Below are 25,974 nucleotides of genomic sequence, written 5' to 3' on the forward strand. Positions count from 1 at the left end.
CAGCCTTCGTGTCAGCTTGATCGTTTCGGCGGTGCTGCCGTAGATAAACTCCCCGTTCTCATGACATCGGAAAGGAGCGGTTCCGGCACGGTCCGCCTAAGCCGCCGCTTTCGCCACTCAGCAGGGGAACGATAACGCGTAGCTGAGCTTAAGTTCATGCCGCGTTCTCACCTCCCGGACAATTTGCGCACTTTCGTGTAGTGACCCCGATGAGGCGCAAGCGACCGAGGTGGCCATCGCCGCCGCGGCCCTCAACCGCATGCTCGACCTCGGACGCCCGAACTCTGTCCGCGTCGCCTGATCATGGGGGTGAGTCAGGCGGAACTGTAACCCCGGCCACCTCCGTGCAACACGCTGCATCACGCGGGACATGCGGGGCGAGACACGTCTCGCCGAACGCGCCTTCAACAGCGGACTTGGCGTGCTCGCCCAGGCCGTGCAGTTCATCAGCCAGCAGTTCGAACCTCAGGCCGCGTTGCATCGGCAGTGATGCCGGTGGCCATCATCACGCGCCTGCAGCAAGAGCTTGCAACAGAGCCTGCGGGATTTTATGGCGTTGTGACAAAATATTTCAATTTTTGACATAACGCTCTGTCGATTGAACACGCAATAGGCCTTCTGATAGATAGAAATTTGTAGGCAATCTATCTATTGCAAAACAATCGTCACGCGAATGCGATAGGCCGGTTGCCCTAAGTGATGGAAACAGCAAGGGCACAGTGATGGACACGACCAACCTCATCGCTTCCGCCGTCACTTGGACGATTCCGCGTCCTGCCGATCCCACCGCCAACGGTGGGCGCATGGAGGCCGTGTTCATCGATACCGGCCTTGTCGATTGGCAGACACTCATGGCGGGCGTGGCGGCGGGGATCGAGATCGTGCTCCTCGACGGCTCGGCGGATGGGCTGGCCCAGATGGCGGCTTGGGCGGCGGGGCGGTCGGGTTATGACGCCATCCATGTGCTGAGCCACGGCGCCGCTGGACAGGTCCGGCTGGGCGCGCTCCTGCTCGACACCGCCGCCGTGGCGGACCGCTCCGCCGAACTGGCCGCGCTCGGCGGCGCGCTGACGCAAACGGGCGACCTGCTGCTCTACGGCTGCGATGTGGCGAGCGGAAACGGCGCGTCCTTCATCGCCGCCTTGGCCGAAGCGACCGGGGCGGACGTCGCCGCCTCCACTGATCGGACGGGCAGTTTCGCCATCGGGGCGAACTGGACCCTGGAGGTTGGAATAGGAAGCCTAGAAGCCACTTCGCTGGCGTTTGAAAGCTATGCCTATGCGCTGGACACCCTCACCGGCGGCGCCAACAACGACACGCTGACCGGCACCGCCGGCAACGACGTGATCAATGGCAACGACGGCAACGACAGCCTCCTCGGCGGCGACGGCGCCGACACCATCAACGGCGGTAACGGCAACGACACCATCGTCGGCGGTGACGGCAACGACAGCCTGATGGGTGGCAATGGGAACGACAGCCTGGACGGTGGTGCGGGCGACGACAAATTGTACGGCGAACTTGGCGACGACACCTTGAACGGAGGTGGCGGCAACGACAGCCTCTTGGGCGGTGACGGCAACGACGTACTCAATGGCGAGGCCGGCAACGACACGATCCAGGGCGGCAACGGCAACGACACGATCCAGGGCGGCGACGGCAACGACACCATCGTCGGCGGGGCTGGAAACGATTCCATCGTCGGCGGAGCCGGGAACGACGTCATCGGTTACACCAGCGGCTCCGAACTCGGCGCCGGCGAGTTCATCGACACCGGGGACGGCAACGACATCATCCGCTTCTACAGCACGACGCCTGGCGACACGCTGGTTCTTCCCGGCACCCTGACGGACTCGAACAACACCCTCACCGTTGCCATCACGGGCGGATACAGCAGTCAGACCACCCTCACCGGGCTGAAAATCGACGCATCCGCCGTGACGCTCTCGGGCGGCCTCACGATGAACGGCGGCGGCGGGTCCGACGTGCTCACCGGCACGGTGCAGGGCGACTCGCTCAAAGGCGGCGACGGCGACGACACGCTCAACGGCGGGGCCGGCAACGACACGCTCAACGGCGAGGCCGGCACCGACGTGCTCAACGGCGGCGCCGGGGACGACGTTTTCCTCGACCCCAACGGCGACATCATCACGACGCTGGAAAGCGGCGATGTCATCCGGCTGACCGGCGGCGCCGCCAAGGCCCTCTCCTCCAGCCATCTGCAGTACGACAGCGGCACCAAGACGCTGACGGTGGACTGGGACAAGGACGGCACCTTCGGGGGAGGGAGCGACGTCGTCATCACCTTCACCAACGCGCCGAGCCTGACGACCTTCTCGGTCACCGACACCGGCGCCTTCGCCGACATCCGGATGGGGGCCGCCCAGACCGGTCCGACCGTCACGGACGGGAACATCGCCATCTCCGGCGGTACCGGCACCGGTGGCGCGTACAAGATCGGCGACACCGTCACCGCGACCTGGGACAACACCGCCACCGGCGACAACAACACCGGCGCCGTCACCGGCGTGACAATGGACTTCAGCCAGTTCGGCGGCGGCTCTGCGGTCGCCGCGACGAACAACAACGGGCTGTGGACCGCGACCTACACCATCGCGGCCGGCTCCATCGACGCCACCAACCGCAATGTGTCGGTCACCGCGACCGCGGCCTCGGGCAGCACCACGCGGGCCGACGGCACCAACGCCACGGTGGACAATGTGGCGCCCACGCTGACGCTGGGCAACATGGCGGGCCAGGCGTCGCTGGTCGGCACGAACAGCACGCTGCGCATCGGCAGCACGGTGACGGCGATCTGGGACAACAGCGGCAGCGGCGACGGAAGCGACAACACCGACACGATCGCCGGCGTGACGGCGGACTTCAGCCAGTTTGGCGGCGGTTCCGCGGTTGCCATGACGAACACCGGCGGCGTCTGGACCGCGACCTACACCATCGTCGCCGGCAGCCTCGACACCACCGGCCGCAACGTCTCGATCACGGTCACCGACAACGCCGGAAACAGCAAGACGCTGACCGACACCGCCAACCACAAGCTGGACAACGTGGCGCCCACGGTGACGGACGCCAACATCGCCATCTCCGGCGGTACCGGCACCGGCGGCGCCTACAAGATCGGCGATACGGTCACGGCGACGTGGAACAACACGCTGGGCGGTGACAACAACACCGACACGCTGACCAGCGTGACGATGGACTTCAGCCAGTTCGGCGGCGGTTCGACGGTCGCGGCGACCAACAGCAACGGCGTCTGGACCGCGACCTACACCATCACGGCCGGCTCCATCGACGCCACCAACCGCAACGTGTCCGTGTCTGTCACCGACAACGCCGGCAACAAGACCACCACCGCCGACGCCGCTAACGCCATCCTGGACAATCAGGCGCCCAAGGCAACCGATCCGGCGATTTCCATCTCCGGCGGGACGGGAACCGGCGGCGCCTACAAGATCGGCGACACCGTCACGATGACGTGGAACAACACGGTCAGCGGCGACAACAACACCGACACGCTGGCCGGTGTCACGGTGGACTTCAGCCAGTTCGGCGGCGGCTCCGCGGTCGCGGCGACCAACAGCAACGGCGTCTGGACCGCCACCCACGCCATCACTTCGGCACCCGGCGGAACCACGAACCTCAACGTGTCGGTCACCGTCACCGACAACGCCGGCAACGTGAAGACGACGGCGGACACCACCAACGCAACGCTGGACGTCGCCGCTCCCACGGTGACGGACGCGGCGATCGCCATCTCCGGCGGCACCGGCACCGGTGGCGCCTACAAGATCGGCGACACGGTCACGGCGACGTGGGACAACACGCTGAGCGGCGACAACAACACCGACACGCTGGCCGGCGTGACGATGGACTTCAGCCAGTTCGGAGGCGGAACGGCCGTCGCCGCGACGAACAACAACGGCGTCTGGACAGCCACCTACACCATCACCGGCGGCTCCATCGACGACACGAGCCGCAACGTCTCGGTCTCCGCCTCGCTGGCGGGTGGCGGCACGAAGACGACGGCCGACACGACCAACGTCACGGTGGACAACGTGGCGCCCACGGTGACCGACGGCCACTTGTCGATCTCCGGCGCGGCCGGGACCGGGGGCGCCTTCAAGATCGGCGACACCGTCACCGCGACCTGGGACGACACGCTGCTCAACGGCGACAACAACACCGACACGCTGTCCGGCGTGGCGTTCGATTTCTCCGCCTTCGGCGGCGGCAGCGCGGTGGCCGGCGTCAACAACGGCGGCGTCTGGACGGCGACCCACACCATCACCGCCGGTTCCCTCGACGCCACCAACCGCAACGTCTCGGTGACCGTCACCGACAATGCCGGCAACGCGACGACGACAGCGGACACCAGCAACGCCACGGTGGACAACATCGCGCCCACTGTCACCGACGCGAACATTTCGATCTCCGGCGCGACTGGGATCGGCGGGGCGTACAAGATCGGCGATACCGTCACCGTGGTGTGGAATGGCACCGCCGACGGCAACACCGACACGCCGGCGGGTGTGACGGTGGACTTCAGCCAATTCGGCGGCGGCGGCGCGGTCGCGGCGACCAACAGCAACGGCGTCTGGACCGCCACCCACACGATCACCAGCGGTTCCATCGACGCCACCGGCCGCAATGTGTCCGTCACCGCCACCGACAACGCCGGCAACACGAAAACCGGCATCGACAGCAGCAACGCCCTCGTGGACAACCGGGAACCGTGGGCGAGGGACAGCTTCATCGCGATCTCCGGCGCGACCGGAACCGGCGGGGCCTACAAGATCGGCGACACCGTCACCGCGACCTGGGACAACAGGATGGTGGGGGGGGACAACAACACCGATTCCCTGACCAGCGTGACGTTCGACTTCTCCGCCTTCGGCGGCGGCAGCGCGATCGCGGCGACCCAAAACAACGACATCTGGACGGCGACCTACACGATCACGGCCGGCTCCGTCGACGCCGCCAACCGCAACGTCTCGATCACCGTGACGGACGATGCCGGCAACACGGCCACGGGGACCGACACGACCAACGCCACGGTGGACAACGTCGGCCCCACCGTCACCGACGCGAACATTTCCATCTCCGGTGGGACCGGAACCGGCGGCGCCTTCAAGGCCGGCGACACCGTCACCATGACCTGGGACAACACGCTCGCCGGCGACAACAACACCGACACGCTGGCCAGCGTGACCGTGGACTTCAGCCAGTTCGGCGGCGGCTCCGCGGTCACGGCGACCAACAGCAACGGCGTCTGGACCGCCACCTACACCGTCACCGGCGGTTCTGTCGACGCGGCGGGCCGCAACCTCTCCGTGACCGTCACCGATGATGCCGGCAACACGACCACTCGGGCCGACACGACCAACGCCACGCTGGACAACGTCGTGCCCACCGTCACCGACGCGAACATCTCGATCTCCGGTGGGACCGGGACAGGCGGTGCTTTCAAGACCGGCGACACCGTCACCATGACCTGGAACAACACGGTCAGCGGCGACAACAACACCGACACGCTGGCCGGCGTGATGATGGATTTCAGCCAGTTCGGCGGTGGCTCCGCGGTCGCGGCGACCAACAGCAACGGCGTCTGGACCGCGACCTACACGATCACCGCGGGCTCCATCGATGCCACGGGCCGAAACGTATCGGTCTCCGTCACCGATGACGCCGGCAACGTCACCACGCGGGCGGATGGTACGAACGCCAGTGTGGACAACGTTGCCCCCACGGTGACCGACGCGGCGATCTTTATCTCCGGGGGTTCGGGCCCGGGCGGTGCCTACAAGGCCGGCGACACGGTCACCATGACCTGGGACAGCACGGTTACTGGCGACAACAACACCGACACGCTGGCCGGCGTGTCGGTGGACTTCAGCCAGTTCGGCGGCGGCTCCGCGGTCGCGGCGACCAACAGCAACGGCGTCTGGACGGCCACCCACACCATCACCACCGGTTCGCTGGAGGCGGCCAACCGCAACGTCTCGGTCACCGTGACCGACAATGCGGGCAACGTCACCACGCGGGCGGACACGACCAATGCCACGGTGGACAACGCGCCTCCCCCCGTGCCGGCCATCACCGGCTTCTCCAGCGACACCGGAAGCTCGTCCAGCGACCACCTGACCAACGACACCACACTGGTGCTGAGCGGCACGGCGGAGGCCAACGCCCTGGTGACCGTCAAGCTGGGAGGGAACTCCATCGGCACGGCGAACGCCAACGGGTCCGGCGCCTGGACCTTCGACTACACCGGCACGGTTCTGCCGGCGGGCACGCACAGCTTCACCGCCACAGCCACCGACGCAGCGGGCAACGTGTCCACGGCCTCGTCGCCCTTCACCGTCACGGTGGACACCACCGTCCCGTCCGCCACCCTGACGCTGAGCGACACCAGCCTGGACGAGACGGGCGCCGCGACCCTCACCATCACCTTCACCGAGGCGCCGGTCGGCTTCGCGCTCGACGACCTGTCGGTGAGCGACGCCACCCTGTCCAACCTGACGGTCCAGGCGGGCTCCAACGGGCTGGTCTACACCGCCACGCTGACGCCGAACCTGGACGTGGAGGCGACGGGCCGCACCGTCACGCTCGGCACCGGCTGGACCGACGCGGCGGGCAACGCGCCGGCGGCCACGGCGTCCTCGCCCGCCTTCTCCATCGACACGCTGGGTGCGGCGGGCGTCACCGTTACCCCGTCCGGTCTGGTGAGCAGCGAGGCCGGCGGCGCCGTCACCGTCGCCATCGCCCTGGCGACCCGACCGCGCGGCGACGTGACCATTCCGCTGTCCGTCTCGAAGCCCGGCGAGGCGCAGATTTCGGTCGGCAGCCTGACCTTCACCGCAGCCAACTGGAACACCCCGCAGACGGTCACCGTCACCGGCCTGGACGACCGCGTGAACGATGGCGCGCAGGCCTACGACCTCGTGCTCGGCGCGATCACCAGCACCGACAGCCGCTACGCCGGGCTCGATCCGGCGGATGTGGCGCTGAGCAACGCCGACAACGATCCGCCGTCCATCGCGCTCGCCACGGCCACCCGCGACGACAGCACCACCGGTGACCCCACGGCCCGGCTCACCGGCACCGCCGACGCCGGTTCGAAGGTGGAGGCGTGGCGCGACCTGGACAACGACGGCGTCCTCGATCCGGAGGACACGCTGGTGACCTCGGTCCAGCTCGGGGACGGGGAGACCGCCTTCACGATCGACGTGCCGCTGCCGAACAACGCATTGACCGATCTGATCCTGGTGGCGGTGGACGCCGATGGGCACCGCACCGCTCCGCTCGACGTGACGCAGCGCTTCCGCACGGTGGAGACCGGTTCCGGCACCAACGTCACCAACCAAAGCAGTGTGGACAGCGATGGCAACGAGCGGGTGGACGTCGAGGCGGTATCGGAACAGGCCGGTGCGTCCGCCGAGGTGGTGCTGACCGACCAGACCGAGGAAGACGGCGAAGCCATGCTGACGGCCAGCGTGTCGGCGGGCACCCGGCTGGTTGCCAGCGGCCCGGCGACGCAGCAGAGCAGCGCGGTGGCCGGCCAGACGCTCAGCAATAGCCTGCTGACGCTCGCCGCCAGCGCCGACGAGACCGAACAGGCGGCCCTTCAGCAGATCGCCAGCCAGATGCCGGCGGTCACCGGGGCGCTCGGTTCCTCCACACCGGTCACGGTGCGCCAGATCGTGGTGACCGCCAGCTCCGGCGGGGCGACCACCGGCCCGGTGACCATCCGCGGCACGTCCGACCAGGGCGACGGCGTCGCAGCGGTCGTCCTGGACACCCGGCGGGCGGCGGGCAGCACCGAGGTCAACCTCGACAACGTCAGCATCGCGGTGGTCCTGGGCGAGGCGCGGATCAGCGGCGGCGAAGGCAACAACGCAGCCTACGGCGACGCCAGTGCGCAGTACATGAAGATGGGACCGGGCGACGACACGCTGTCGGGCGGCGCCGGCAACGACACCATCGCCTCGACCACCGGCAACGACCTGCTGTCCGGCGACGAGGGCGACGACGTCGTTCATGGCGGCGAGGACAACGACACCGTGATCGGCGGGGCCGGCAACGACACGGTCGGCGGCGGCACGGGCAACGACTTTGTGTTCGGCGGCACCGGCGACGACCTGCTGTTCGGCGAGGACGGCGACGACTGGGTGATCGGCGGTGATGGCCGCGACGTCCTGTCCGGCGGAGCCGGCGACGACCTGCTGTTTGGCGAGGGCGGCAACGACACCCTCTTCGGCGGCGCCGGCAACGACACCGCCTTCGGCCAGGAGGGCGACGACATCCTGTCGCTGGACGCCGGCAACGACATCGCGGACGGCGGCGACGGCAACGACACCCTCTTCGGCGGCGATGGCAACGACACCCTCTTCGGTGGGGCCGGGGCGGACCTGCTGTCGCTGGATGCCGGCAACGACATCGCGGACGGAGGAGCGGGGAACGACACGCTGTTCGGTGGGGCCGGCAACGACACCCTCCTCGGCGGGGCCGGTGCGGACCTGATCGACGGCGGGGAGGGCAACGACGTGATCTTCCTCATCAACGGGGCCGACACCGTGTGGGGCGGCGCCGGAAGCGACCTCTTCGCGCTTGGCAGCGGGGGCGGCCGGTCGGTGGTGATGGACTTCACCGCGGGCACCGACCGGCTCGCCCTGACCGACAGCTCGCTCGGCCTTGCCGGCGTGATCGCCTCGGCGCGGGTCGTCGGTGGCAGCACGGTGCTTGACCTGCGGCCTGGCAGCAGCGTTACCATCCAGGGCCAGACCGGGGATGTCGCGCGCTGGTTCGCCTGATCGGGCGGTTGGGCGGCCCCCGCACCCCGGAGGGTGCTGTCAGGTTGGCGGGCGCGCCCTGTCCGCGGCAGGTTTCCGGTCATGAGCACGACGCCCAATCCGTACCATGGCTTCCGCTTTCCGACGGCGATCATCAACGAGGCCGTGTGGCTGTACCATTGTTTCAGCTTGAGCCTGCGCGAGGTCGAGGTGATCCTGGCCGCGCGCGGCATCGAGGTCAGCTACGAGACCATCCGGGAGTGGGGCCTGCGCTTTGGCCGGGCGTTCGCCACCACGCTCAAACGCCGTCGACCCCGGCCGGGCGACAAGTGGTTGCTGGACGAGGTGTTCATCCGCATCCGCGGCAAACAGCACTATTTGTGGCGGGCCATCGACCAGAATAGCGTTGTCCTCGACGTCCTGGTCCGGAGCCGGCGCAACACGAAGGCGGCCAAACGCTTTTTCCGCAAGCTGCTGAAAGGGTTGCGTTACGCCCCGCGTGTCATCGTGACTGACAAGCTGAAGTCATACGCGGCAGCAAAGAAGGATCTGAAGATCGGCGGCGAACACCGACAAAGCCGATATCTGAACAACGCCTGCGAAGTCTCGCTTCAGCCGACCCGGCGGCGCGAACGGCACATGAGACGGTTCAAGTCCGCCAAGCATGCCCAACGTTTTCTTTCCACCCACAGCCCGATCCACAACCATTTCCAGCTGCGCCGCCATCTGATCTCCGCCACCGAGTACCGAGCCGCCCGAACTCGGGCCTTCTCCATCTGGCGCGAGGTGACCGGCCTCGCTCTGACCGCCTGAACCATCCAGAACGCAGGGTGTTCAGACCCTCAGTTCGCCAACCGACCGTGAAGTTGACAGTACCCTACGGTATCCGCCACGTCCGGGTGTCGCGGCGGATACCGACTGACGGTGGTCAGCCGAACCAGCCCGTCACCGCCCCGGTCTGGCCGAGGATGGTGATGCGGCTGCCCGCCCCGACGTCGAGCGTAGTGTTGCCGCCCTCCACCCGCGCCGAGCGGATCACCGCGCCGAGGTCCATGCCGGCGTCGTAGAGCGCCAAACGGTCCGCACCCGCCTGGAAGTCCATCACCACCGATCCGCCCGATGCCCGACCGAAGGCGAAGACGTCCGCCCCGGCGCCGCCCCACAGCGTGTCCGCACCGCCGTCGGCGAACAGCACGTCGTTGCCAGCACCGCCGTTCAGCAGGTCGTTGCCCGCCCCGCCGAACAGCGTGTCGTTGCCGTCCTCGCCGAACAGCGTGTCGTCGCCGCCGTCGCCGCTGGCCAGGTCGTCGCCCGCACCGAGCCCGATCAGGTCGCGCCCCGCCCCGCCCAGCGCCACGTCGTTGCCCAACCCGCCGCTGATCGTGTCGTCGCCCGCGTCGCCGATCAGGAAGTCGTTGCCCACCCCGCCGAACAGCAGGTCGTTGCCAGCCCCGCCGGACAGCGTGTCGTCGCCCTCCTCGCCGGTCAGCGTGTCGTCGCCGTCCTCGCCGAACAGGATGTCGCGGCCCGTCCCGCCGAACAGCGCGTCGTTGCCGACGCCGCCGCCGACCAGGTCGTTGCCCTCGCCGCCGAACAGCCAGTCGTCGCCCTCGCCGCCCATCACCACGTCGTCGCCGTCGTCGCCGTACAGCGTGTCGTTGCCGCCGGCGCTGGCGATCGTGTCGTTGCCGCCGCCGCCGTGCAGGATGTCGTCGCCGGCCCCCAGATACATGTACTGCTGATGGTCGTCGCCGTAGACGATCTGCTCGCCGTCGCCGCCGACCAGCGTGGCGTTGCCGACCACCGCCGCGAATTCGACGTTGTCCAGCTGGATGGTCACCGGACCCGCCGCCGCCGAGGTGTTGAGCACCACCGCGGTCGGCGCCGTGTGGCGGTGCCGGTGCCGCCCAGCGTGTTGCCGGTCACCTTGGTCTGCACCGCCTGGCCGGCGGTCGCACCCGGCGTGCTGAAGTCGATGGCGCGCACCAGGAGCTGGGCCTGGGCGGAGAGCACCGAGAGGAAGCCGTCGCCGCCGCCGGTCAGGTTGCCGCGCGAGGCGGTGCCGGCGTCGGTGCGCGCCTCGATGGCGGCGATCAGGCCGGTCAGCCCGGTCTGCGCCTCCGCGGCGGTCTGCCGCTCGGCGCTGCCGCTGGTGGTGACGGCCACCCCGTTGGAGACGCTGACCGTCAGGGTGGTGACGGTGGACACCGCACCGGTCTGCCGGTCGACCACCTGCTCGCGCACCACTGGCACGTCGGCGAGATCGGCGTTGGCGGTGCTGGTGTCCTCGACCCGCTCCCCGTTGCTGGCCGCGATGGTCACGGTGGTGACGCGCTTGCCGTCGCTGCCGGTGGTGATCGCGCCGTTGACGGTGGCGCCGTCCACGGTGGCCGTCGGCGGCGGGGCGACCGGGGCGGGCTTCTCCGCGGTGGCGGTGAGCTTCTGCGTCGCCGCGGTGAAGGGCGGCGAGGCGTTGCCCGCCGGGTCGGTCAGGCCGAGGGTCAGGGTGAGCGTGCCGTCGCCCAGGCCGGAGAGGTCCAGCCCGGTCACCCGCATGGTCGGACCGCTCATCACGCCGGAGCCGGTGACCTGGCCGCCGCCGGCCGAGGTGATCGTCCAGGTGAAGCTGGTCCCGGCCTCGCCGCCGCTGATGGTGAAGGCGGCGCTGGACTGCTCGATGGCGTCGATGCTGTCGTCCTCGAACAGCACGGTCGCGGTCGGGGCGGTGGTGTCGACGGTCAGCGACTGCGTGCCGGGGGCTGAGACGTTGCCCGCCGCGTCGGTGGCGGTGGCCGAGACGGGGTTGGCGCCGTTCGGGTTGAGGCTCAGCGTGCCGGTGACCGGTGTGGCCGTGGCGAGGTTGATGCTCCAGGTCCCGCCGTTCGTGGCGGTGGTGGTGTAGGTGGCGCCGCCGACGGTGACGGTGACGGTGCTGCCGGCCTCGGCCGAACCGGTGAGGGTCGGGGTGGTGCTGTTGCTCAGCGCCGTGGTGACGGTCGGCGCATTGGGCAGCGTGGTGTCGATGACCAGCGACTGCGTGCCCGGCGCCGAGACGTTGCCCGAGGCATCGGTCGCCGTCGCAGAGATCGGGTTGGCGCCGTTGGCGTTGAGGCTCAGCGAACCGGCGGTCGGCGTGTCGGTAGCGAGATTGATCGACCAGTTTCCACCCGTCGCGGTGGTGCTGTAGGTGGCGCCGCCCACTGTGACCGTCACCGTGCTGCCGGCTTCGGCCGTGCCGGTGAGGGTCGGGGTGGTGCTGTTGCTCAGCGCGGCGCTGGTCACCACCGGGGCGTTGGGCAGCGTGGTGTCGATGGTCAGCGATTGTGTGCCCGGCGTGGAGACGTTGCCCGCCGCGTCGGTGGCCGTCGCCGAGACGGGGTTGGCACCGTTGGCGTTGAGGCTCAGCGACCCGGCGGTCGGCGTGTCAGTAGCGAGATTGATCGACCAGTTCCCACCCGTCGCGGTGGTGCTGTAGGTCGCCCCACCGACCGTGACCGTCACCGTACTGCCGGCTTCGGCCGTGCCGGTGAGGGTCGGGGTGGTGCTGTTGCTCAGCGCGGCGCTGGTCACCACCGGGGCGTTGGGCAGCGTGGTGTCGATAACCAACGATTGGGTGCCCGGCGCCGAGACGTTCCCCGCCGCGTCGGTGGCCGTCGCCGAGACGGGGTTGGCACCGTTGGCGTTGAGGCTCAGCGACCCGGCGGTCGGCGTGTCGGTGGCGAGATTGATCGACCAGTTCCCACCCGTCGCCGTGGTGCTGTAGGTCGCCCCACCGACCGTGACCGTCACCGTGCTGCCGGCCTCCGCCGTGCCGGTGAGGGTCGGGGTGGCGCTGTTGGTCAGCGCCGCTGAGGTCACCGACGGAGCGGTCGGAGCGGTGGTATCGACCGTCAGCGTCTGCATGCCGGGAGTGGACGTGTTGTTGGACGCGTCCGTGGCGGTGACCGAAACCGGATTGGTTCCGTTGGCGTTCAGGCTCAGCGCCCCGGCGGTCGGCGTGGCCGTGGCGAGGTTGATGCTCCAGGTCCCGCCCGTCGCCGTGGTGCTGTAGGTGGCCCCACCCACCGTGACGGTCACCGTGCTGCCGGCCTCCGCCGTGCCGGCCAGGGTCGGGGTGGCGCTGTTGCTCAGCGCCGCGCTGGTGACCACCGGAACCGCGGGAGCCGTCACGTCGGCCACGTTGACCACCGCGCTGACGCCGGAGATGGTCGCGCTGCCGGTGGCGCCGCCGCTGTCGGTCAGGCCGGCGATGGCCACCGTGCGGTTGCCCAGCGTCGCCGTCGCGCTGGTGTTCTTGTAGGTGACGCCGCCAAGCAACGCGTTCATCTGCGCGTCGCTGCGCTCCAGCCCGCTGACCGTCACCGTGGCGACGCCGCCGACCACCGACACGGTGACGCTGGCGTTGCCGCCCGCAACGCCCAGGCCGGTCAGGGTGGCGGTGGCGCCGTTGGTCAGGGCGACATCCGTGCCGCCGATGGTCAGAACCTCGGTGGCGTCGACCACGCCGCTGACGGTGAACACCGCGCCGCGGAAGCTCTGCCCCGCCTCCACCGTGGAGGCCGCCACGCCGCTGAACAAGCTGGTCGACGCGTCCACCCCGACGCCGAAGGTCTTGCTGCCGCCGGTCGCGGTCAGGGTCGGCACGGCGTCGACGGTGATCGTCACGGTGGCGCTGCCCGTGCTGTAGGCGTCCGTGCTGGTGTCGGCGGTGCCGCCCGCGGTGCCGCTGGTCAGGTCCCACGCCTTGAAGGTCAGGCCGCCGGTGTCGGTGTTGGGGAAGCCCGACCCGCTCGGCACGAAGCGCACGCGGTCCGACCCGGCGAGCAGCAGCGCCGCGCCGTTGGACGAGCCCGTGGGAATGTCCGTCCAGGCGCCGGTGCCGACCTTGTACTGCCAGGTGCCGTTTGTGTTGGTCACCCCGGTGACGGCGATGCCCAGTGGAACGACGGTGACCAGCGGGAACGGGCTGTTGTACTCCGCGTCGGTGGCGGTGCCGGCGGAGGCCAGCAGGGCGGTGACCGTCGTCCCGGTGTTGGCGGCGTCGGCGATGCCCTGGTCGATGGCGGTCAGGCTGCGGACGTCGTTGGACAGGACCGGGCTGTCGTTGGCGCCGCTGAAGTTGAGGGTGAGCTGCTTCTCGACGGTCCGGTTGCCGTCGGAGACGGTGAAGGTGCTGGTGCCCTGCATCGGCCCGGCGGGTACGCCGTTGAGGAAGGCGGCGTCGAACACGTAGGCGTAGTGGCCGGTCTGGCTGTTGACGTAAGAGGTGCCGCCCGGCCCGGTGGACCAGGTGTCGTAGGTGATACCGTTGCTCAGCGTGACGCTGCCGTACTGGAGCGGGGAGGCCTGCGATCCGGCGATGGAGTAAGTCAGCGTGTCACCTTCCAAATCGGTCGCGGAGAGCTGTCCGTCGATCAGCGGGAAGGTGTCGTTGGCGGCGGTGTCGACGAGGGTCGGCGGGATGGTGGGGACGGCCAGGACCGGCGGAGCGTTGGTGTCGATGCGGTCGTTGTTCTGGCTGATCGGGGTGGTGTAGGGGGTGTTGGCGTTGCTGGCGCTGTCGACCAGGACGATGTTGACCGGGATGTCCTGGTTGGCGGCGAGGTTGCCGGTGCGCTGGCCGTCAGCGGTGACGGTGAAGGTGGCGGTGTAGGTGGTCGCGTTGAGCCGGGTCAGGTTGCCGAGCGCGAAGCCGCCGACCGTGCTGCCGGTGCCCAGCGTGTAGGTGTCGCTGTCCGACGCCACGGTGATGGTCACCGTCACCGTGTCGCCAACCTTGGCCGGCTGGTTGGGGATGGTGACGTTGGTGATCGACGGTGGTGTCGTGTCGGGGGTGCTGTTCGTTACAGACTGGTTGGTGACGGTGGCCGCGTCCCCGCCGCCGGTCGCGTTCTGGATCGCCGCCGCGTCGTTGCCGCTGGTGGGGTCGGTGTAGCTGACGGTTACCGCCTGCCCGTGCTGGACCGCCTGGGCCAGCGTCAGAGTGACTGTCTTGGCGGCGCTGTCCACCGCGACGCCGGTGACAGGCACCGTACCACCGCCGGCCTTGACCACGAAGGCGCCCGCCGCCGGGCCGTTCACGGCGTCCAGTGCGACGTCGTAGGTCAGAACCAGCGTCGTTCCGTCCACCGCCGCGCTCTGCAGGACCGGCACCACCGCGGGGCGCGGCCCCATGACCGTAGTAATGAGGAATGTGGAGGCGACGTCGAGGCCGTTGGTGGCCTGAATAACTCCGCTGGTGTTGTCGCCCGCCGGATCGACGTATCGGAATTCAATGTAGTCGCCGGCTGCGAAGGTACTGCTGACAGTCAGCGTTAGGGTCTTGCCTGACACCACGGCGGCGGTCACGTTGACCTTCGTTCCGTTGATCAGGATGGCACTGGTGCCCCAGGACATGTCGCCGGGCGAAATCGCATCGAAGGTGGACAGGGCCGGCTGACTGACGCTGTCGAGATTGCCGTCGAAGGTCACAGTGATGGTGGATTCGCCGACATAGGCAACGGTGTCCACGGCTTCGGGGGCCGCCATCAGCACGCCCGCGTAGCGTTCGATCCGCAGCGCCTCGGTCCGCACGACGCCACGCGTCCAGTCGAGATCCCAATTGCCGCCAAGATCCGCGGCACCCGTCAGTGTCCGCGACGCCGCCATGCCGGCGCCGGTGATGTCGGACAACGCGTCCAGGAACGCCTCGCCATGGCCGCTCGCCACGTTGCAGCCGTACAGCAGGATGTCGCCTTCATCGGCAAGGCAGGCACCGATGGCCGTCAGTTCCGCCGCCCGACTCGGAAGCGATGCAGCGTCGAGTCGGGTCGCACCGAGTTGGAGCCCGCCCTCGAAACCGTGGGACAGCACATGGATGGCCCGGATGCCGGAGCGATCGGCCAGCGCCTGTGCCATGACCGTCACGCCGTCGCAGCCTTCGCCGATCAGGATCGCCTCGATAGCAGACGGCACGCCTGCCTGGAGATCCTGCCAATCGGCAAGCGCCATGTCGATGAAGGCGATTTCGGTTCTGGAATGCGAAATGCGATCAAAGGCGGCGGAACGGTTCGCGGACGGAGAGGCGGACGCTTCGGACATGGCGGACTGGTCCTTAATGGGGTTCAAGCCATGGGGTGGCGCCACAACCGATATGACTACCCCATTTGGAGTTAATACCCAAAAAGAGCCGATGCGGTCAATTGGGCACCAATATTAATTACGGTTTACATAAATTTAAGAGTGCTCGGCCATGGAACCACCGAAGCCCGCAATGTCTAAATTTGTTACTTTATGTTGAAATTTGCTTTGCGATTCTTAGTCTTGTTTGGTGATGCTCAGATTCCATTTCGTTGTTCTGGGTCAGAATTAGCAGATTTCCATACAAAATAACGAAGTGATAAAATAAATTCGAACATTATTGGTGCTGGATTGGAAGTCTTGTCCGATGTCGAGTCCGTCGTGCCTACTGTCGGCTCATTGCACGATGAAGGGTGCCACCGTAACGCGAAGCTGGTATCCCTCAACCCGTCTTCGTTCAACTATTAGAGGCCCGATCAAAACCTGCTACGAGCTCAGGCGTACCAACAGCTCGGGCGCGTCATTCAGAGATTTTTATAGACGCTCTAATCCTATAGTTGAGTCTGTGAGGCTGGCGAGCGTGAACTGTTGAAACGAGTCTCCGCTTGAGGAGGCTTCCATAACCGCTACTCTGGATGTGTTGATGGTTGGCCGTCCCAGCTCGATGAGCAGTTCGACCGCATTACTGGTGAGTTCGCGCGTGCCGAGCCGCGTTTGCAGACCCGCAGCAAGTACCTGGAAGGGCTGCTCGGCGGCGCCAAGCGCAAGAACGGCTGACCAGCACATCGAAAAGGGAAGATTGGTATCGCCGAAGGTATGGTTTTCCGCACCAAACCTGTTCACGAGCCTCTTGGATCACGCCGACGCAACTCGCCGCATATAGGAGTCGAATCCGTCGAGAAGGGCAGCGACTCGGATACGAAAGGGAGAGAGCATTGAGAGCGACACGACGCGCCGTCCTGCACGGTGTTCTGGCCGGGGCCGCCCTTATGATGCCACGGCGCGTCCAGGCACAGATCAGAGAAACGCCGGTTCGACGCATTCCGTCCTCGGGAGAGGCCATTCCTCCCGTGGGCTTGGGCACCTGGATCACGTTCAACGTGGGCGACGATCCTGAACTGCGCGCCGAATGCGCGGCGGTCATGCAGGCCTTCTTCGAAATGGGGGGTCGGATGATCGACTCCTCGCCCATGTACGGCTCCTCCCAGGAGGTGGTCGGAGATGGCCTCCGGAAGCTGGGGCATCCCCCTGCCCTTTTCGCGACGGACAAGGTCTGGATTTCTTCGGGCACGCGCGGGCCGTCGCAGATCGAGGAGTCGCGCCGCCTGTGGGACGTGCCCCGCTTCGACCTGCTTCAGGTGCACAACCTGCTGTCCTGGGAAGAGCATCTCAAGACGCTGTTCGCCATGAAGGCGGCAGGTCAGCTCCGCTACGTCGGCATCACGACGTCGGAGGGGCGGCGCCACGACCTGTTTGAAGATATCATGCGCCGACAGCCTCTCGATTTCGTGCAGCTTTCCTACAACATCATCGACCGCGAAGTGGAGGAGCGCATCCTGCCACTTGCGGCGGAGCGTGGAATGGGTGTCATCGTCAACCGCCCATTTCAGCAGGGCGTGCTGCTCCGCAGGCTATCGGGCCGCCCCCTGCCCTCCTGGGCCGCTGACATCGACGTTTCCAACTGGGCGCAGTTCGTCCTGAAGTTTATCATTTCCCATCCGGCCGTCACTGTGGTCATCCCGGCGACCAGCCAAGTCGCCCATGTGCGGGAGAACATGGCCGCAATGGCGGGGCCGATGCCTGATGCCGCGATGCGGCGACGCATGGCCGATTATGTAAGGGACCTCTGATGCCGGAATGGTGGACCTATTCGGCCGAAGACTTTTTGCTCTTCAGCCCTCGCACCTATTGGCGGTTGATCGAAAGGCACAACGAGGCGCTCTGGCCGGCGCATGTTTTGCTGCTGCTGCTCGGCGTCGCCATCCTGCTGGGTCTCATCCGGCCTCGCCCTTGGTCGCATCGGGCGATCGCCGGGACACTGGCCGTTTTATGGGCGTGGTTGGCCTGGAGCTTCCTATGGGAACGCTACGCCACCATCAACTGGGCCGCGTCCTATGTAGCGCTGCTTTTCGCGTTTCAGGCCATCCTGCTGGCCCTGATCGGGAGCCGGCTTCGCTGGTCGCTCTCCTGGACCGGCCGGGCGCCCGTAGGACTTGTGCTGTTCCTCTATGCCATAGCCCTGCATCCGCTCGCGGCGCTCCTCGCCGGGCGCCCCCCGCGTGGAGCCGAGGTCTTCGGCATCACACCGGACCCGACCGCAATCGCTACCATCGGCTTGGTTATGATGGCGGAAGGACGATGGTCGTGGTTGCTGCTCGCCGCGCCTATGGCTTGGTGCCTTGCCAGTTGGGCGACATTGCACAGCATGGGCGCACCGGAGCAATGGGTGCCTCTTGGGGCGGCACTGGTTGCCCTCATTCCGATCGCACGTCGGCGCACGGCCCGACTCCCCTCGACGGAGCATTCCTGACTGATTCCATCGAGCGCAAGTCCGGATTAACGCTCGACGGAATCAGTTCAACACATCAATTCAACCAAGGAGGGACTCTGCCTCCACAGTAGTTCTCAGACGATAGCGAACCAGTAACTAGAGCAGTTTGAGCGGCTTGAGCCGCACCTTCCACACGACACTCGTGGCAAGGCCCCACGGTGATGATCGGCGTGTGATCCGCGGAATCGTCCATGTTCTAAAATCGGGCGGGCGCTGGACGGATGCTCCGCCGATCTACAGCCCCCGCAAAACGCTGTTCAACCGCTTCGTCCGCTGGGCGGCCAAGGGTATCGGGGGCCTCTTCCATGCCTTGGCCTCAGCGGATGGCCCACCGGCCCAGGTGAACCGCACTGGTCTTTCAGGGGCGGTCGCGGCTGAACCCAGCGAGATAACGCTCATCCACTAGCCCACCGCGTAGGCGGCGGCCCAGCCGCTACGCGGCTCCCGCGTCTCGTACCAGCCCCTGCTCCTTGGCCCGGTCCAGCAGATTCTTCACCGACGACCAGCCCCCGCGCAGGCCGCCACGCGGGGTGCGCTGCTCCATGTCCTGCAGCCGGTGTCGCCGCAGACTCGTTGATGCGAAAAGTTGGTGAGGACTTCTGCGGTGGTTAAGCCCTTTCCTCTGAACGGTTCGTGCGAAAAGCAGAGCTATTCTGGTGAAAAGCCGAGAGTGGATCGGGTGAAACGTGCAGAACCATCCACGCGGGGACCAGCCGTTGACGGGCGTGCCGGACGAGGTCTGGGAGATCGCCCGAGAGCGTGAGCGCGTGATCCGGCGGCTGGTCCGGAGCCCCCCGCCTACGGCGCCCGCCGGCTCGCTCTCCGCGTCGAAACGATCATCGAGGAGGAGATCCAGACCCGCTACATGGATCTTCTCAAGCCGAAGAAATCGTTGCTGATGAAGGGCATCCACGCCCGGTGCGCCGTCGAAGGGCTGGGCAAACCGGCCCATGAGACCATCGAAGCCCGCCTGGCGGTCATCAGCAAGCGGGAGCAGACCAAGCGGCGCCACAGTCCCAAGAAGGCGCAGGAAAACTTCAACCCGATCCGAGGATCGCTGGAAGCCGAACGCGCCCTGGAGATTGTCCAGACCGACCACACCCCGACCGACGTGATGGGGGTGGAGCCGGACACGCTGGAGGTCATCGGACGCCCGTTCATCACCCTGGCGATGGACATCCGAACCCGGATGTACTGCAGCTTCTACCTGTCCTTCGATCCGCCCGGCGCGTCCAGCGTGGCGGCCTGCGTCGCCCATGCGGTGATGGACAAGGCGACTGGCTGTCGGCGCGCGGTCTTCCGGCCGAATGGCCGGTCGCAGGGCCTGTGCGAGGTCATCCACGTCGACAACGGCAAGGAGTTCCACTCCAAGGCTTTCACCCGGGCCTGCGAGGATTACGGCATCGAGGTGCGGTACCGGCCGCCGGGAACGCCGCACTTGGGCGGCCACGTCGAACGGCGCATCGGCCACCTCATGCAGGAGTTGCACCTCTTGTCCAAGGTCTTCGTCCGGGGCGTGTCGGGGGACTATCTGGAGGTGCCCTACCGGAGCCTGCGCCGTCCGGCCATTTCCACGTGGGAGCTGAAGGTGGCCACCCGCGCGCTGCGCCGGCAGGGACGGGCCGGTGTCGACGAGGCGATGATCTTCGAGATGGTGCTGGCGCGACGCAAGCTGGTTGACGAGGACCGCGGTCGCAGCTGGAGCATGCCTGTGGTGCTCGGCCGGGATCGGGACCGGCGCTGCCCGCCCCCGATACCACGCGGACGATCGACGCGGAGTTCCAGGTCGTCGCCAAGGAGGCCGACGATGTTCCTCTCGATCCACCATCACATCGTGCAGGCCGTCCGGTTCGCCTTGGACGCCCATGGCCCCTTGCCGACCGGAAAGCTCCGAGCGCGCCAACGTCGTGCGGTGCTGCGCCAACTGTCCGCGGCGGCGGTCCGATGCTTGAATCAAATGGCATGGCGCGAAATGGCTGATGCCGCTCCTCACCACGTTTCCACTCCGTCCCGAAAAACACGTTGAAGCCACCCCGGCTGGGTGTTGGCCAACATGGTCAGGGCGGGCGTGCTGACCATCGGCGAAGCGATCAAGGCGTTGACCGTGGTGGCGCTGTTCTCCGTCTTCAAGCTGCTGGAGAGGGCGGCCGCAGGCATCGGACATCCACAACCGCCACATTGAGCGGATCGGCCAGAGAGCGAGGGGTGATGCACGGAGAAGCAAACCACTTGCCTCATATCGATGGTTCGACTATCGTCGAAATATGGAAACGAAGAACGCCATCAATGCCTTCGCCGCCCTGGCCCAGGACACCCGCCTGGCCGTGTTCCGCCTGCTCATCCAGGCCGGACCCAACGGGCTGACCGCCGGGGACGTCGCCCAGCAGGTTGGCGTGCCCGGCTCGACGCTGTCGCATCATCTGGCGACGCTGGAGCGCGCCGGGCTGCTGCGCTCCTGGCGGGTCCAGCGGCAAATCTTCTACGCCTGCGACTACGAAGGCACCCGGCAATTGATCGCCTTCCTGATGGAGGACTGCTGCCAGGGCCGTCCCGAGCTGTGCTCAACCGACCTCCTCCAGGCAGGTGCTTGCATCCCGGTGAGCTGCGGCCCCGATACCTGACCCGACCCGCCGCACCCCGCGGCCTGGAAAAGGCGATCCCGCGATGACCGACCACGTCTACAACATCCTGTTCCTGTGCACCCACAACAGCGCCCGCAGCGTCATGGCCGAATGCCTGCTCAACCGCGAGGGCCGCGGCCGATTCCGCGCCTACAGCGCCGGCAGCCGGCCGACCGGGCGCCTCAACCCGCACGTCCACGACCTGCTGGAGCGCCTCGACTTTCCAACCGCCACGCTGCGCTCCAAGAGTTGGGACGAGTTCGCCCAGCCCGGCGCACCGCATATGGACTTCATCTTCACCGTCTGCGACAGCGCCGCCGGCGAGGTCTGCCCGGTGTGGCCGGGGCAGCCGATGACGGCGCACTGGGGCTTCCCGGACCCGTCGAGCGCCCAAGGCTCGGACGCCGAGAAGGCCGCCTTCACCGCCACGGTGTTCGGACAGATCCAGCGCCGCATCCAGGCCTTCGCCAGCCTGCCCTTCACCTCGCTCGACCGGCTGGCCCTGAAGCGCAGGCTCGACGACATGGCCGCGGGGAACGACGCATGACCGGAAGCGTCACCCCGCTGGCCGACGCGGAGCGCCCGACTCTCGCCCGCCTGCTGGCAGCCAACGGCTTGCCGACCGACGATCTCGACGAGCCCGGCCGGCGCTTCTGGCGCGTTGCGGATGACCAGGGGACGCTCGGCTATGGCGGGCTGGAGGTCCATGGCGCCGATGCCCTGCTGCGTTCCGTGGTCGTGCCGGCCGAGCGGCGCGGCGCCGGCGGCGGCCGCATCGTGGTGGCGGCCGTGTGCGCACAGGCGGTCACACTTGGGGTCGAGCGGCTGTGGTTGCTCACCACCGGCGCCGCCGGCTTCTTCGAACGTCTCGGTTTCCAGCGGGTGGAGCGGGCCTTAGCTCCTTCGGCAATCCAGTCCAGCGCGCAGTTCGCCGGCCTGTGCCCAGGCAGCGCCGTCTGCCTGCGCACCAACCTCGCGCGGCCGGCCAAGGAGCTGGTGGGCGGGAGCGCGGTGACCATCTATCACAACCCTGACTGCGGAACGTCGCGCAACACGTTGGGGCTGATCCGCAACAGCGGCGTCGAGCCGATGGTGATCGAGTACCTGAAGACGCCGCCGAGCCGGGACGAACTGGTGACGCTGATCCGCCGCATGGGAATTCCGGTGCGGGCCGTGCTCCGGCAGACGGGCACCCCCTACGCCGAACTCGGTCTCGACAATCCCGCGCTGACGGACGCGGCGCTGCTGGATGCCATGATGGCGCATCCGATCCTGATCAACCGGCCGATCGTGATGACGCCGCTCGGCGTGCGCCTGTGCCGGCCGTCCGAAGCGGTGCTCGACCTTCTCCCCGCTCCACAACGCGGCGCCTTCGCCAAGGAAGACGGCGAGCCCGTCGTCGACGCCGCCGGGCGGTGCGTCGCCCCTGCCCCTTGACAGGACCACCGACATGACGGCTGACATTCACACCGCCCCGGCGGAACGCCCCGCCATGGGCCTCTTCGAGCGCTATCTCAGCGTCTGGGTGGGCTTGTGCATCGTCGCGGGCATCGCCTTCGGCCATCTGGCGCCCAGGCTGTTCCAGGCCATCGCCGCCGCCGAACTGGCCCAGGTCAACCTGCCGGTGGCGGTGCTGATCTGGCTGATGATCGTGCCGATGCTGCTGAAGATCGACCTCGGCGCGCTGGGCCGGGTCAAGGAGCACTGGCGCGGCGTCGGCGTGACGCTGGTCATCAACTGGGCGGTCAAGCCCTTCTCGATGGCGCTCCTCGGCTCCCTGTTCATCGGCCACCTGTTCGCTCCGCTGCTGCCGGCGGAGCAGATCCCCTCCTACATCGGCGGCCTGATCCTGCTGGCGGCGGCCCCCTGCACGGCGATGGTTTTCGTCTGGTCGAACCTGTGCGAGGGCGAGCCGCATTACACCCTGAGCCAGGTGGCGCTGAACGACCTGATCATGATCTTCGCCTTCGCGCCGCTGGTCGGGCTGCTGCTCGGCGTCTCGTCGATCACCGTGCCCTGGGGGACGCTGCTGCTGTCGGTGGCGCTCTACATCGTGCTGCCGGTGGTCGCGGCCCAGCTCTGGCGCCGCACGCTGCTGGCGTCGGGCGGCGAGCCCGCCCTGGCCCGCGCGCTGTCGCTGCTGCAGCCGGTGTCGCTGGTGGCGCTGCTGACCACGCTGGTGCTGCTGTTCGGCTTTCAGGGCGAGCAGATCCTGGCCCAGCCGCTGGTCATCCTGCTGCTGGCGGTGCCGATCCTGATCCAGGTCTACCTCAACGCCGGGCTGGCCTACTGGCTGTCGCGCCGGTTCGGGGTGGCGTGGTGCGTGGCGGCGCCGGCGGCGCTGATCGGCGCCTCGAACTTCTTCGAGCTGGCGGTGGCGGCGGCCATCAGCCTGTTCGGCCTGGGCTCCGGGGCGGCGCTCGCCACCGTCGTCGGCGTGCTGGTCGAGGTGCCGGTGATGCTGTCGGTGGTGAAGATCGTCAAGGCGACCAAGCCCTGGTACGAGGGGCGGGCCGGCGCCTGATGGCCCGGCTCCGCCATGGAACCATCACCGGAGAGTGTCGGCATGCCTGAGCATGATAGTAAGAATGGCGCGGACCTTCCGAGCCTGGACGAGCCCTATTTCGAGCCGCCGGACCTTGGCAAGCTGGCGCCTGGGCATGTGTCCACCCACCCGCCACGCATCCTGCTGCTCTACGGCTCCCTGCGCGAGCGTTCGTACAGTCGCTTCCTCACCGAGGAGGCCGCGCGTCTGCTCCAGCGCATGGGGGCGGAGACGCGCGTCTTCGATCCCCGCGACCTGCCGCTGCCGGACAGCGTACCCGCTGACCACCCCAAGGTGGCCGAACTGCGCGCGCTGTCGCAATGGTCGGAGGGGCAGGTCTGGGTCAGCCCGGAGCGGCACGGCACCATCACCGGCATTCTGAAATGCCAGATCGACTGGCTTCCGCTGGAGAGCGGCGGGGTCCGGCCGACGCAGGGGCGCACGCTGGCCGTGATGCAGGTGTCGGGCGGGTCGCAGTCGTTCAACGCGGTCAACGCCATGCGGGTGCTGGGGCGCTGGATGCGCATGGTGACCATCCCGAACCAGTCGTCGGTGGCCAAGGCGTTCCAGGAGTTCGACGAGGCCGGCCGGATGAAGCCGTCGCCCTACTACGACCGCGTGGTGGACGTGATGGAGGAATTGGTGAAGTTCACCCTGCTGGTGCGCGACCGCAGCGACTATCTGACCGACCGCTACAGCGAGCGCCGGGAGGCGGGCCGGGCTGTGGCTGGCGAAGCGCAGGCCCTCGTTGCTGCCGCCATGAGCGGAGAGCGCACCGCGTGACATTGGGAAGCGTGGCGCTTCATGGTTGGGACGCTTGGCGGGCTCGCCACGTTGACACCAGGAAAGTCGCCACCGTCCCGGCGAGGTTCACCGCCAACTCCGCATGCCGTGCCGACGGACGGACCGCTTTGCGTCCACGGCCGTGGGCATCGCTCAGCTTGTTGCGGATGCTGGCCAAGCTGTTCACGACGTTCTGGCAGTTGCCGAGGATGGTCTTGAACACTTCCTCGGTATGCTGATCCGGGGCGAGCTGGAGGTGCTCTGAGTTGATGTGGTGGACGGCCCTTTCACCAAATGCCGGTGAGCAGCGTTGACCGTCGAAGAAACCATGTGTGGACGGCCCTCTCGGCGCAAGAGGCGAATTCGTGTTGACGGTTGGTCGGGTGCATCCATGTGTCCGGCCTGTCGTCGCGACCTCTGGTCGCTGGCCTTGATGAAGTCCGCGGATCGACGCCCAAGTCACCTCAGCGCGCTCTCGGGCGCTTGGTCCCCGTGGGTTTGGTCGCCCCCCGGTCTGACCGGTTCGTCATCACGTCTCACCACCCTTACGCCATCCGCCTCGGCAGGACCTTGGTCTGCTGCCGAGCCGAACCTCGACTACGCGGCGGTCGCCGCCGCATAGGTCCCGCCGCGCGTCAGCACCGCCCGGGCAATGCGCGCCGTTTTGTTGGCCAGGGCGACGGCGGCGAGTTTGGCGGGCTTGCGCTCCAGCAGCTTCGCCGCCCAGCATCGAGCCGCGTTGTCTTGGCGCCTTCGCCAGATCCAGACCGATTGTCGTCACGCCCATGGTCGGCTCCTATGAGGTGGTTTCTTCGACGGTCAACGCTGCTCACCGGCATTTGGTGAAAGGGCCGTCCACCACATCACGTCACAGCGTCACGCCGACGCCGCGCCAGTGCTCCTTGATCCGGCCCAGCGCGCCGAGATCAAACTTCAGCGGCATCGTCATCATCAATCAGATCAGCACCGCCACCGGCAGGTTGACCTCGGCCACCTCGGCGACGATGGCCTGGAACAGCCCGGGTGCCAGATGGCCGAAGGCGATGCCCGCGACGATGCACAAGCCCACCCAGACGCTGAGGTAGAGCTCGAAGAACGCTCATAGGCGGCGCTCCGTCGGGATAGCCCGGATGTCAGCCGTCATGTCGATGTCCTGTCAAGGGGCAGTGGCGACGCACCGCCCGGCGGCGTCGAGGCATCCGGAGACCGTCGCCGCAGGCGGTCGCATGGTGTGGCACGCGATGTTCGGCTACCACCTGCGCACGCTAGTGGAGGCCTGCTTCAGCCGCTACAAACACGTCATCGAGGTCTTGTAGGGTTCCATACCAACGATTGCCGGTAGGCCGGGATTGATAACGCCGTCCTGTTCCAGAACCGCATGCTCGACCTCGTCTGTCTCCATTGTTTGGGTACGCCGCACTGCCGGCATCAGCTCTCGTGACCTCAGTGCAACAGCGTCATAGCGCATTCTTGCTAACCGGAGCTAGGTCGCATCATGGTTCAAGCCCCATTCCGAACGGAGACTGCGGCCGGAACTGTGATCACGTTCGGTGCTTTTCGCCTTCATCCAGACCGGCATCTCCTGTTCAAGGACAACAAGCCGGTTGC

15 protein-coding genes and 4 pseudogenes are annotated in these 25,974 nt (G+C 67.3%); 13 read left to right on the top strand and 6 right to left on the bottom strand.

Annotated features, from left to right (window positions below):
* The first annotated feature begins 722 nt into the window (after nucleotides 1–722).
* Both H1Q64_RS23610 and H1Q64_RS23615 read left to right on the top strand, forming a co-directional pair.
* Nucleotides 723–8,828, top strand: a complete 8,106-nt coding sequence (locus H1Q64_RS23610) for a DUF4347 domain-containing protein (protein ID WP_269145432.1) — start codon at nucleotides 723–725, stop codon at nucleotides 8,826–8,828.
* An 81-nt stretch (nucleotides 8,829–8,909) separates the two neighbouring features.
* Nucleotides 8,910–9,620, top strand: a complete 711-nt coding sequence (locus H1Q64_RS23615; protein ID WP_237906983.1) for an IS6 family transposase — start codon at nucleotides 8,910–8,912, stop codon at nucleotides 9,618–9,620.
* Between the two features lie 115 nt (nucleotides 9,621–9,735).
* Here the strand turns inward: H1Q64_RS23615 and H1Q64_RS23620 are convergent, their stop codons facing one another.
* From H1Q64_RS23620 to H1Q64_RS23630, 3 genes are all read right to left on the bottom strand, one after another.
* Nucleotides 9,736–10,680 (bottom strand): calcium-binding protein, encoded by a 945-nt coding sequence (locus H1Q64_RS23620; RefSeq protein WP_237906984.1) that lies wholly within the window; start codon nucleotides 10,678–10,680, stop codon nucleotides 9,736–9,738.
* On the bottom strand, nucleotides 10,644–15,887 hold the full coding sequence (locus H1Q64_RS23625; protein ID WP_237906985.1) for a DUF4347 domain-containing protein: 5,244 nt from the start codon (nucleotides 15,885–15,887) through the stop codon (nucleotides 10,644–10,646). The genes H1Q64_RS23620 and H1Q64_RS23625 overlap by 37 nt, the downstream gene beginning before the upstream one ends.
* A 513-nt stretch (nucleotides 15,888–16,400) precedes the next feature.
* Nucleotides 16,401–16,709, bottom strand: coding sequence for a hypothetical protein (locus H1Q64_RS23630; protein WP_237906986.1), 309 nt, complete (start codon nucleotides 16,707–16,709; stop codon nucleotides 16,401–16,403).
* Nucleotides 16,710–16,801: 92 nt separating this feature from the next.
* Here H1Q64_RS23630 and H1Q64_RS23635 point away from each other — a divergent pair, with 92 nt between their 5' ends.
* The 11 genes and pseudogenes from H1Q64_RS23635 to arsH all read left to right on the top strand — a co-directional run bounded on the left by H1Q64_RS23635 (nucleotide 16,802) and on the right by arsH (nucleotide 24,366).
* Complete coding sequence (locus H1Q64_RS23635) at nucleotides 16,802–17,716, top strand: aldo/keto reductase (protein WP_237906987.1); 915 nt, start codon at nucleotides 16,802–16,804, stop codon at nucleotides 17,714–17,716.
* On the top strand, nucleotides 17,716–18,396 hold the full coding sequence (locus tag H1Q64_RS23640) for a DUF6064 family protein (RefSeq protein WP_237906988.1): 681 nt from the start codon (nucleotides 17,716–17,718) through the stop codon (nucleotides 18,394–18,396). Before H1Q64_RS23635 ends, H1Q64_RS23640 begins: the two co-directional genes overlap by 1 nt.
* Before the next feature lie 120 nt (nucleotides 18,397–18,516).
* A pseudogene (locus H1Q64_RS23645) lies at nucleotides 18,517–18,760 on the top strand (transposase); the annotation flags it as partial.
* Between the two features lie 522 nt (nucleotides 18,761–19,282).
* Nucleotides 19,283–20,443: an integrase catalytic domain-containing protein gene (locus H1Q64_RS23650; protein ID WP_237906989.1), complete on the top strand. Its 1,161-nt coding sequence runs from the start codon at nucleotides 19,283–19,285 to the stop codon at nucleotides 20,441–20,443.
* Nucleotides 20,444–20,470: 27 nt separating this feature from the next.
* Nucleotides 20,471–20,599: a hypothetical protein gene (locus H1Q64_RS33890; protein WP_269145433.1), complete on the top strand. Its 129-nt coding sequence runs from the start codon at nucleotides 20,471–20,473 to the stop codon at nucleotides 20,597–20,599.
* 82 nt (nucleotides 20,600–20,681) lie between these two features.
* Complete coding sequence (locus H1Q64_RS23655; RefSeq protein WP_237906990.1) at nucleotides 20,682–21,038, top strand: ArsR/SmtB family transcription factor; 357 nt, start codon at nucleotides 20,682–20,684, stop codon at nucleotides 21,036–21,038.
* A gap of 43 nt (nucleotides 21,039–21,081) precedes the next feature.
* Nucleotides 21,082–21,585 carry an arsenate reductase ArsC gene (locus tag H1Q64_RS23660; protein WP_237906991.1) on the top strand — a complete coding sequence of 168 codons (504 nt, stop codon included), beginning with the start codon at nucleotides 21,082–21,084 and terminating at the stop codon, nucleotides 21,583–21,585.
* A pseudogene (locus tag H1Q64_RS23665) lies at nucleotides 21,582–21,944 on the top strand (GNAT family N-acetyltransferase); the annotation flags it as partial. The gene H1Q64_RS23660 and the pseudogene H1Q64_RS23665, both read left to right, overlap by 4 nt.
* A gap of 90 nt (nucleotides 21,945–22,034) precedes the next feature.
* Nucleotides 22,035–22,475, top strand: coding sequence for an arsenate reductase (glutaredoxin) (gene arsC / locus H1Q64_RS23670; protein ID WP_237907178.1), 441 nt, complete (start codon nucleotides 22,035–22,037; stop codon nucleotides 22,473–22,475).
* Between the two features lie 55 nt (nucleotides 22,476–22,530).
* On the top strand, nucleotides 22,531–23,562 hold the full coding sequence (gene arsB, locus H1Q64_RS23675) for an ACR3 family arsenite efflux transporter (protein WP_237907179.1): 1,032 nt from the start codon (nucleotides 22,531–22,533) through the stop codon (nucleotides 23,560–23,562).
* 42 nt (nucleotides 23,563–23,604) lie between these two features.
* The gene (gene arsH, locus H1Q64_RS23680) at nucleotides 23,605–24,366 is read left to right on the top strand and encodes an arsenical resistance protein ArsH (protein WP_237906992.1); all 762 of its coding nucleotides are present in this window, start codon (nucleotides 23,605–23,607) and stop codon (nucleotides 24,364–24,366) included.
* Nucleotides 24,367–24,385: 19 nt separating this feature from the next.
* On the opposite strand, the gene H1Q64_RS34015 is transcribed toward arsH, so the two are convergent.
* From H1Q64_RS34015 to H1Q64_RS23695, 3 genes and pseudogenes are all read right to left on the bottom strand, one after another.
* Nucleotides 24,386–24,829 (bottom strand): abortive infection family protein, encoded by a 444-nt coding sequence (locus tag H1Q64_RS34015; protein ID WP_330874609.1) that lies wholly within the window; start codon nucleotides 24,827–24,829, stop codon nucleotides 24,386–24,388.
* Nucleotides 24,830–24,963: 134 nt separating this feature from the next.
* Nucleotides 24,964–25,116, bottom strand: a pseudogene (locus H1Q64_RS23690) (IS110 family transposase); the annotation flags it as partial.
* Nucleotides 25,117–25,237: 121 nt separating this feature from the next.
* Nucleotides 25,238–25,435 (bottom strand): annotated as a pseudogene (locus H1Q64_RS23695) (arsenical-resistance protein); the annotation flags it as partial.
* Nucleotides 25,436–25,974: the final 539 nt, after the last annotated feature.

The sequence above is a fragment of the Azospirillum brasilense genome, from assembly GCF_022023855.1.
GTDB lineage: Bacteria > Pseudomonadota > Alphaproteobacteria > Azospirillales > Azospirillaceae > Azospirillum > Azospirillum brasilense_F.

What these genes read in the sequence shown, in the direction of transcription:
- H1Q64_RS23610 (WP_269145432.1), top strand. Translation starts at nt 723, where the DNA reads ATGGACACGACCAACCTCATCGCTTCCGCCGTCACTTGGACGATTCCG.
- H1Q64_RS23615 (WP_237906983.1), top strand. Translation starts at nt 8,910, where the DNA reads ATGAGCACGACGCCCAATCCGTACCATGGCTTCCGCTTTCCGACGGCG.
- H1Q64_RS23625 (WP_237906985.1), bottom strand. Translation starts at nt 15,887, where the DNA reads ATGTCCGAAGCGTCCGCCTCTCCGTCCGCGAACCGTTCCGCCGCCTTT.
- H1Q64_RS23640 (WP_237906988.1), top strand. Translation starts at nt 17,716, where the DNA reads ATGCCGGAATGGTGGACCTATTCGGCCGAAGACTTTTTGCTCTTCAGC.
- H1Q64_RS23650 (WP_237906989.1), top strand. Translation starts at nt 19,283, where the DNA reads ATGGATCTTCTCAAGCCGAAGAAATCGTTGCTGATGAAGGGCATCCAC.
- H1Q64_RS33890 (WP_269145433.1), top strand. Translation starts at nt 20,471, where the DNA reads ATGGTCAGGGCGGGCGTGCTGACCATCGGCGAAGCGATCAAGGCGTTG.
- H1Q64_RS23655 (WP_237906990.1), top strand. Translation starts at nt 20,682, where the DNA reads ATGGAAACGAAGAACGCCATCAATGCCTTCGCCGCCCTGGCCCAGGAC.
- H1Q64_RS23660 (WP_237906991.1), top strand. Translation starts at nt 21,082, where the DNA reads ATGACCGACCACGTCTACAACATCCTGTTCCTGTGCACCCACAACAGC.
- arsB (WP_237907179.1), top strand. Translation starts at nt 22,531, where the DNA reads ATGGGCCTCTTCGAGCGCTATCTCAGCGTCTGGGTGGGCTTGTGCATC.
- arsH (WP_237906992.1), top strand. Translation starts at nt 23,605, where the DNA reads ATGCCTGAGCATGATAGTAAGAATGGCGCGGACCTTCCGAGCCTGGAC.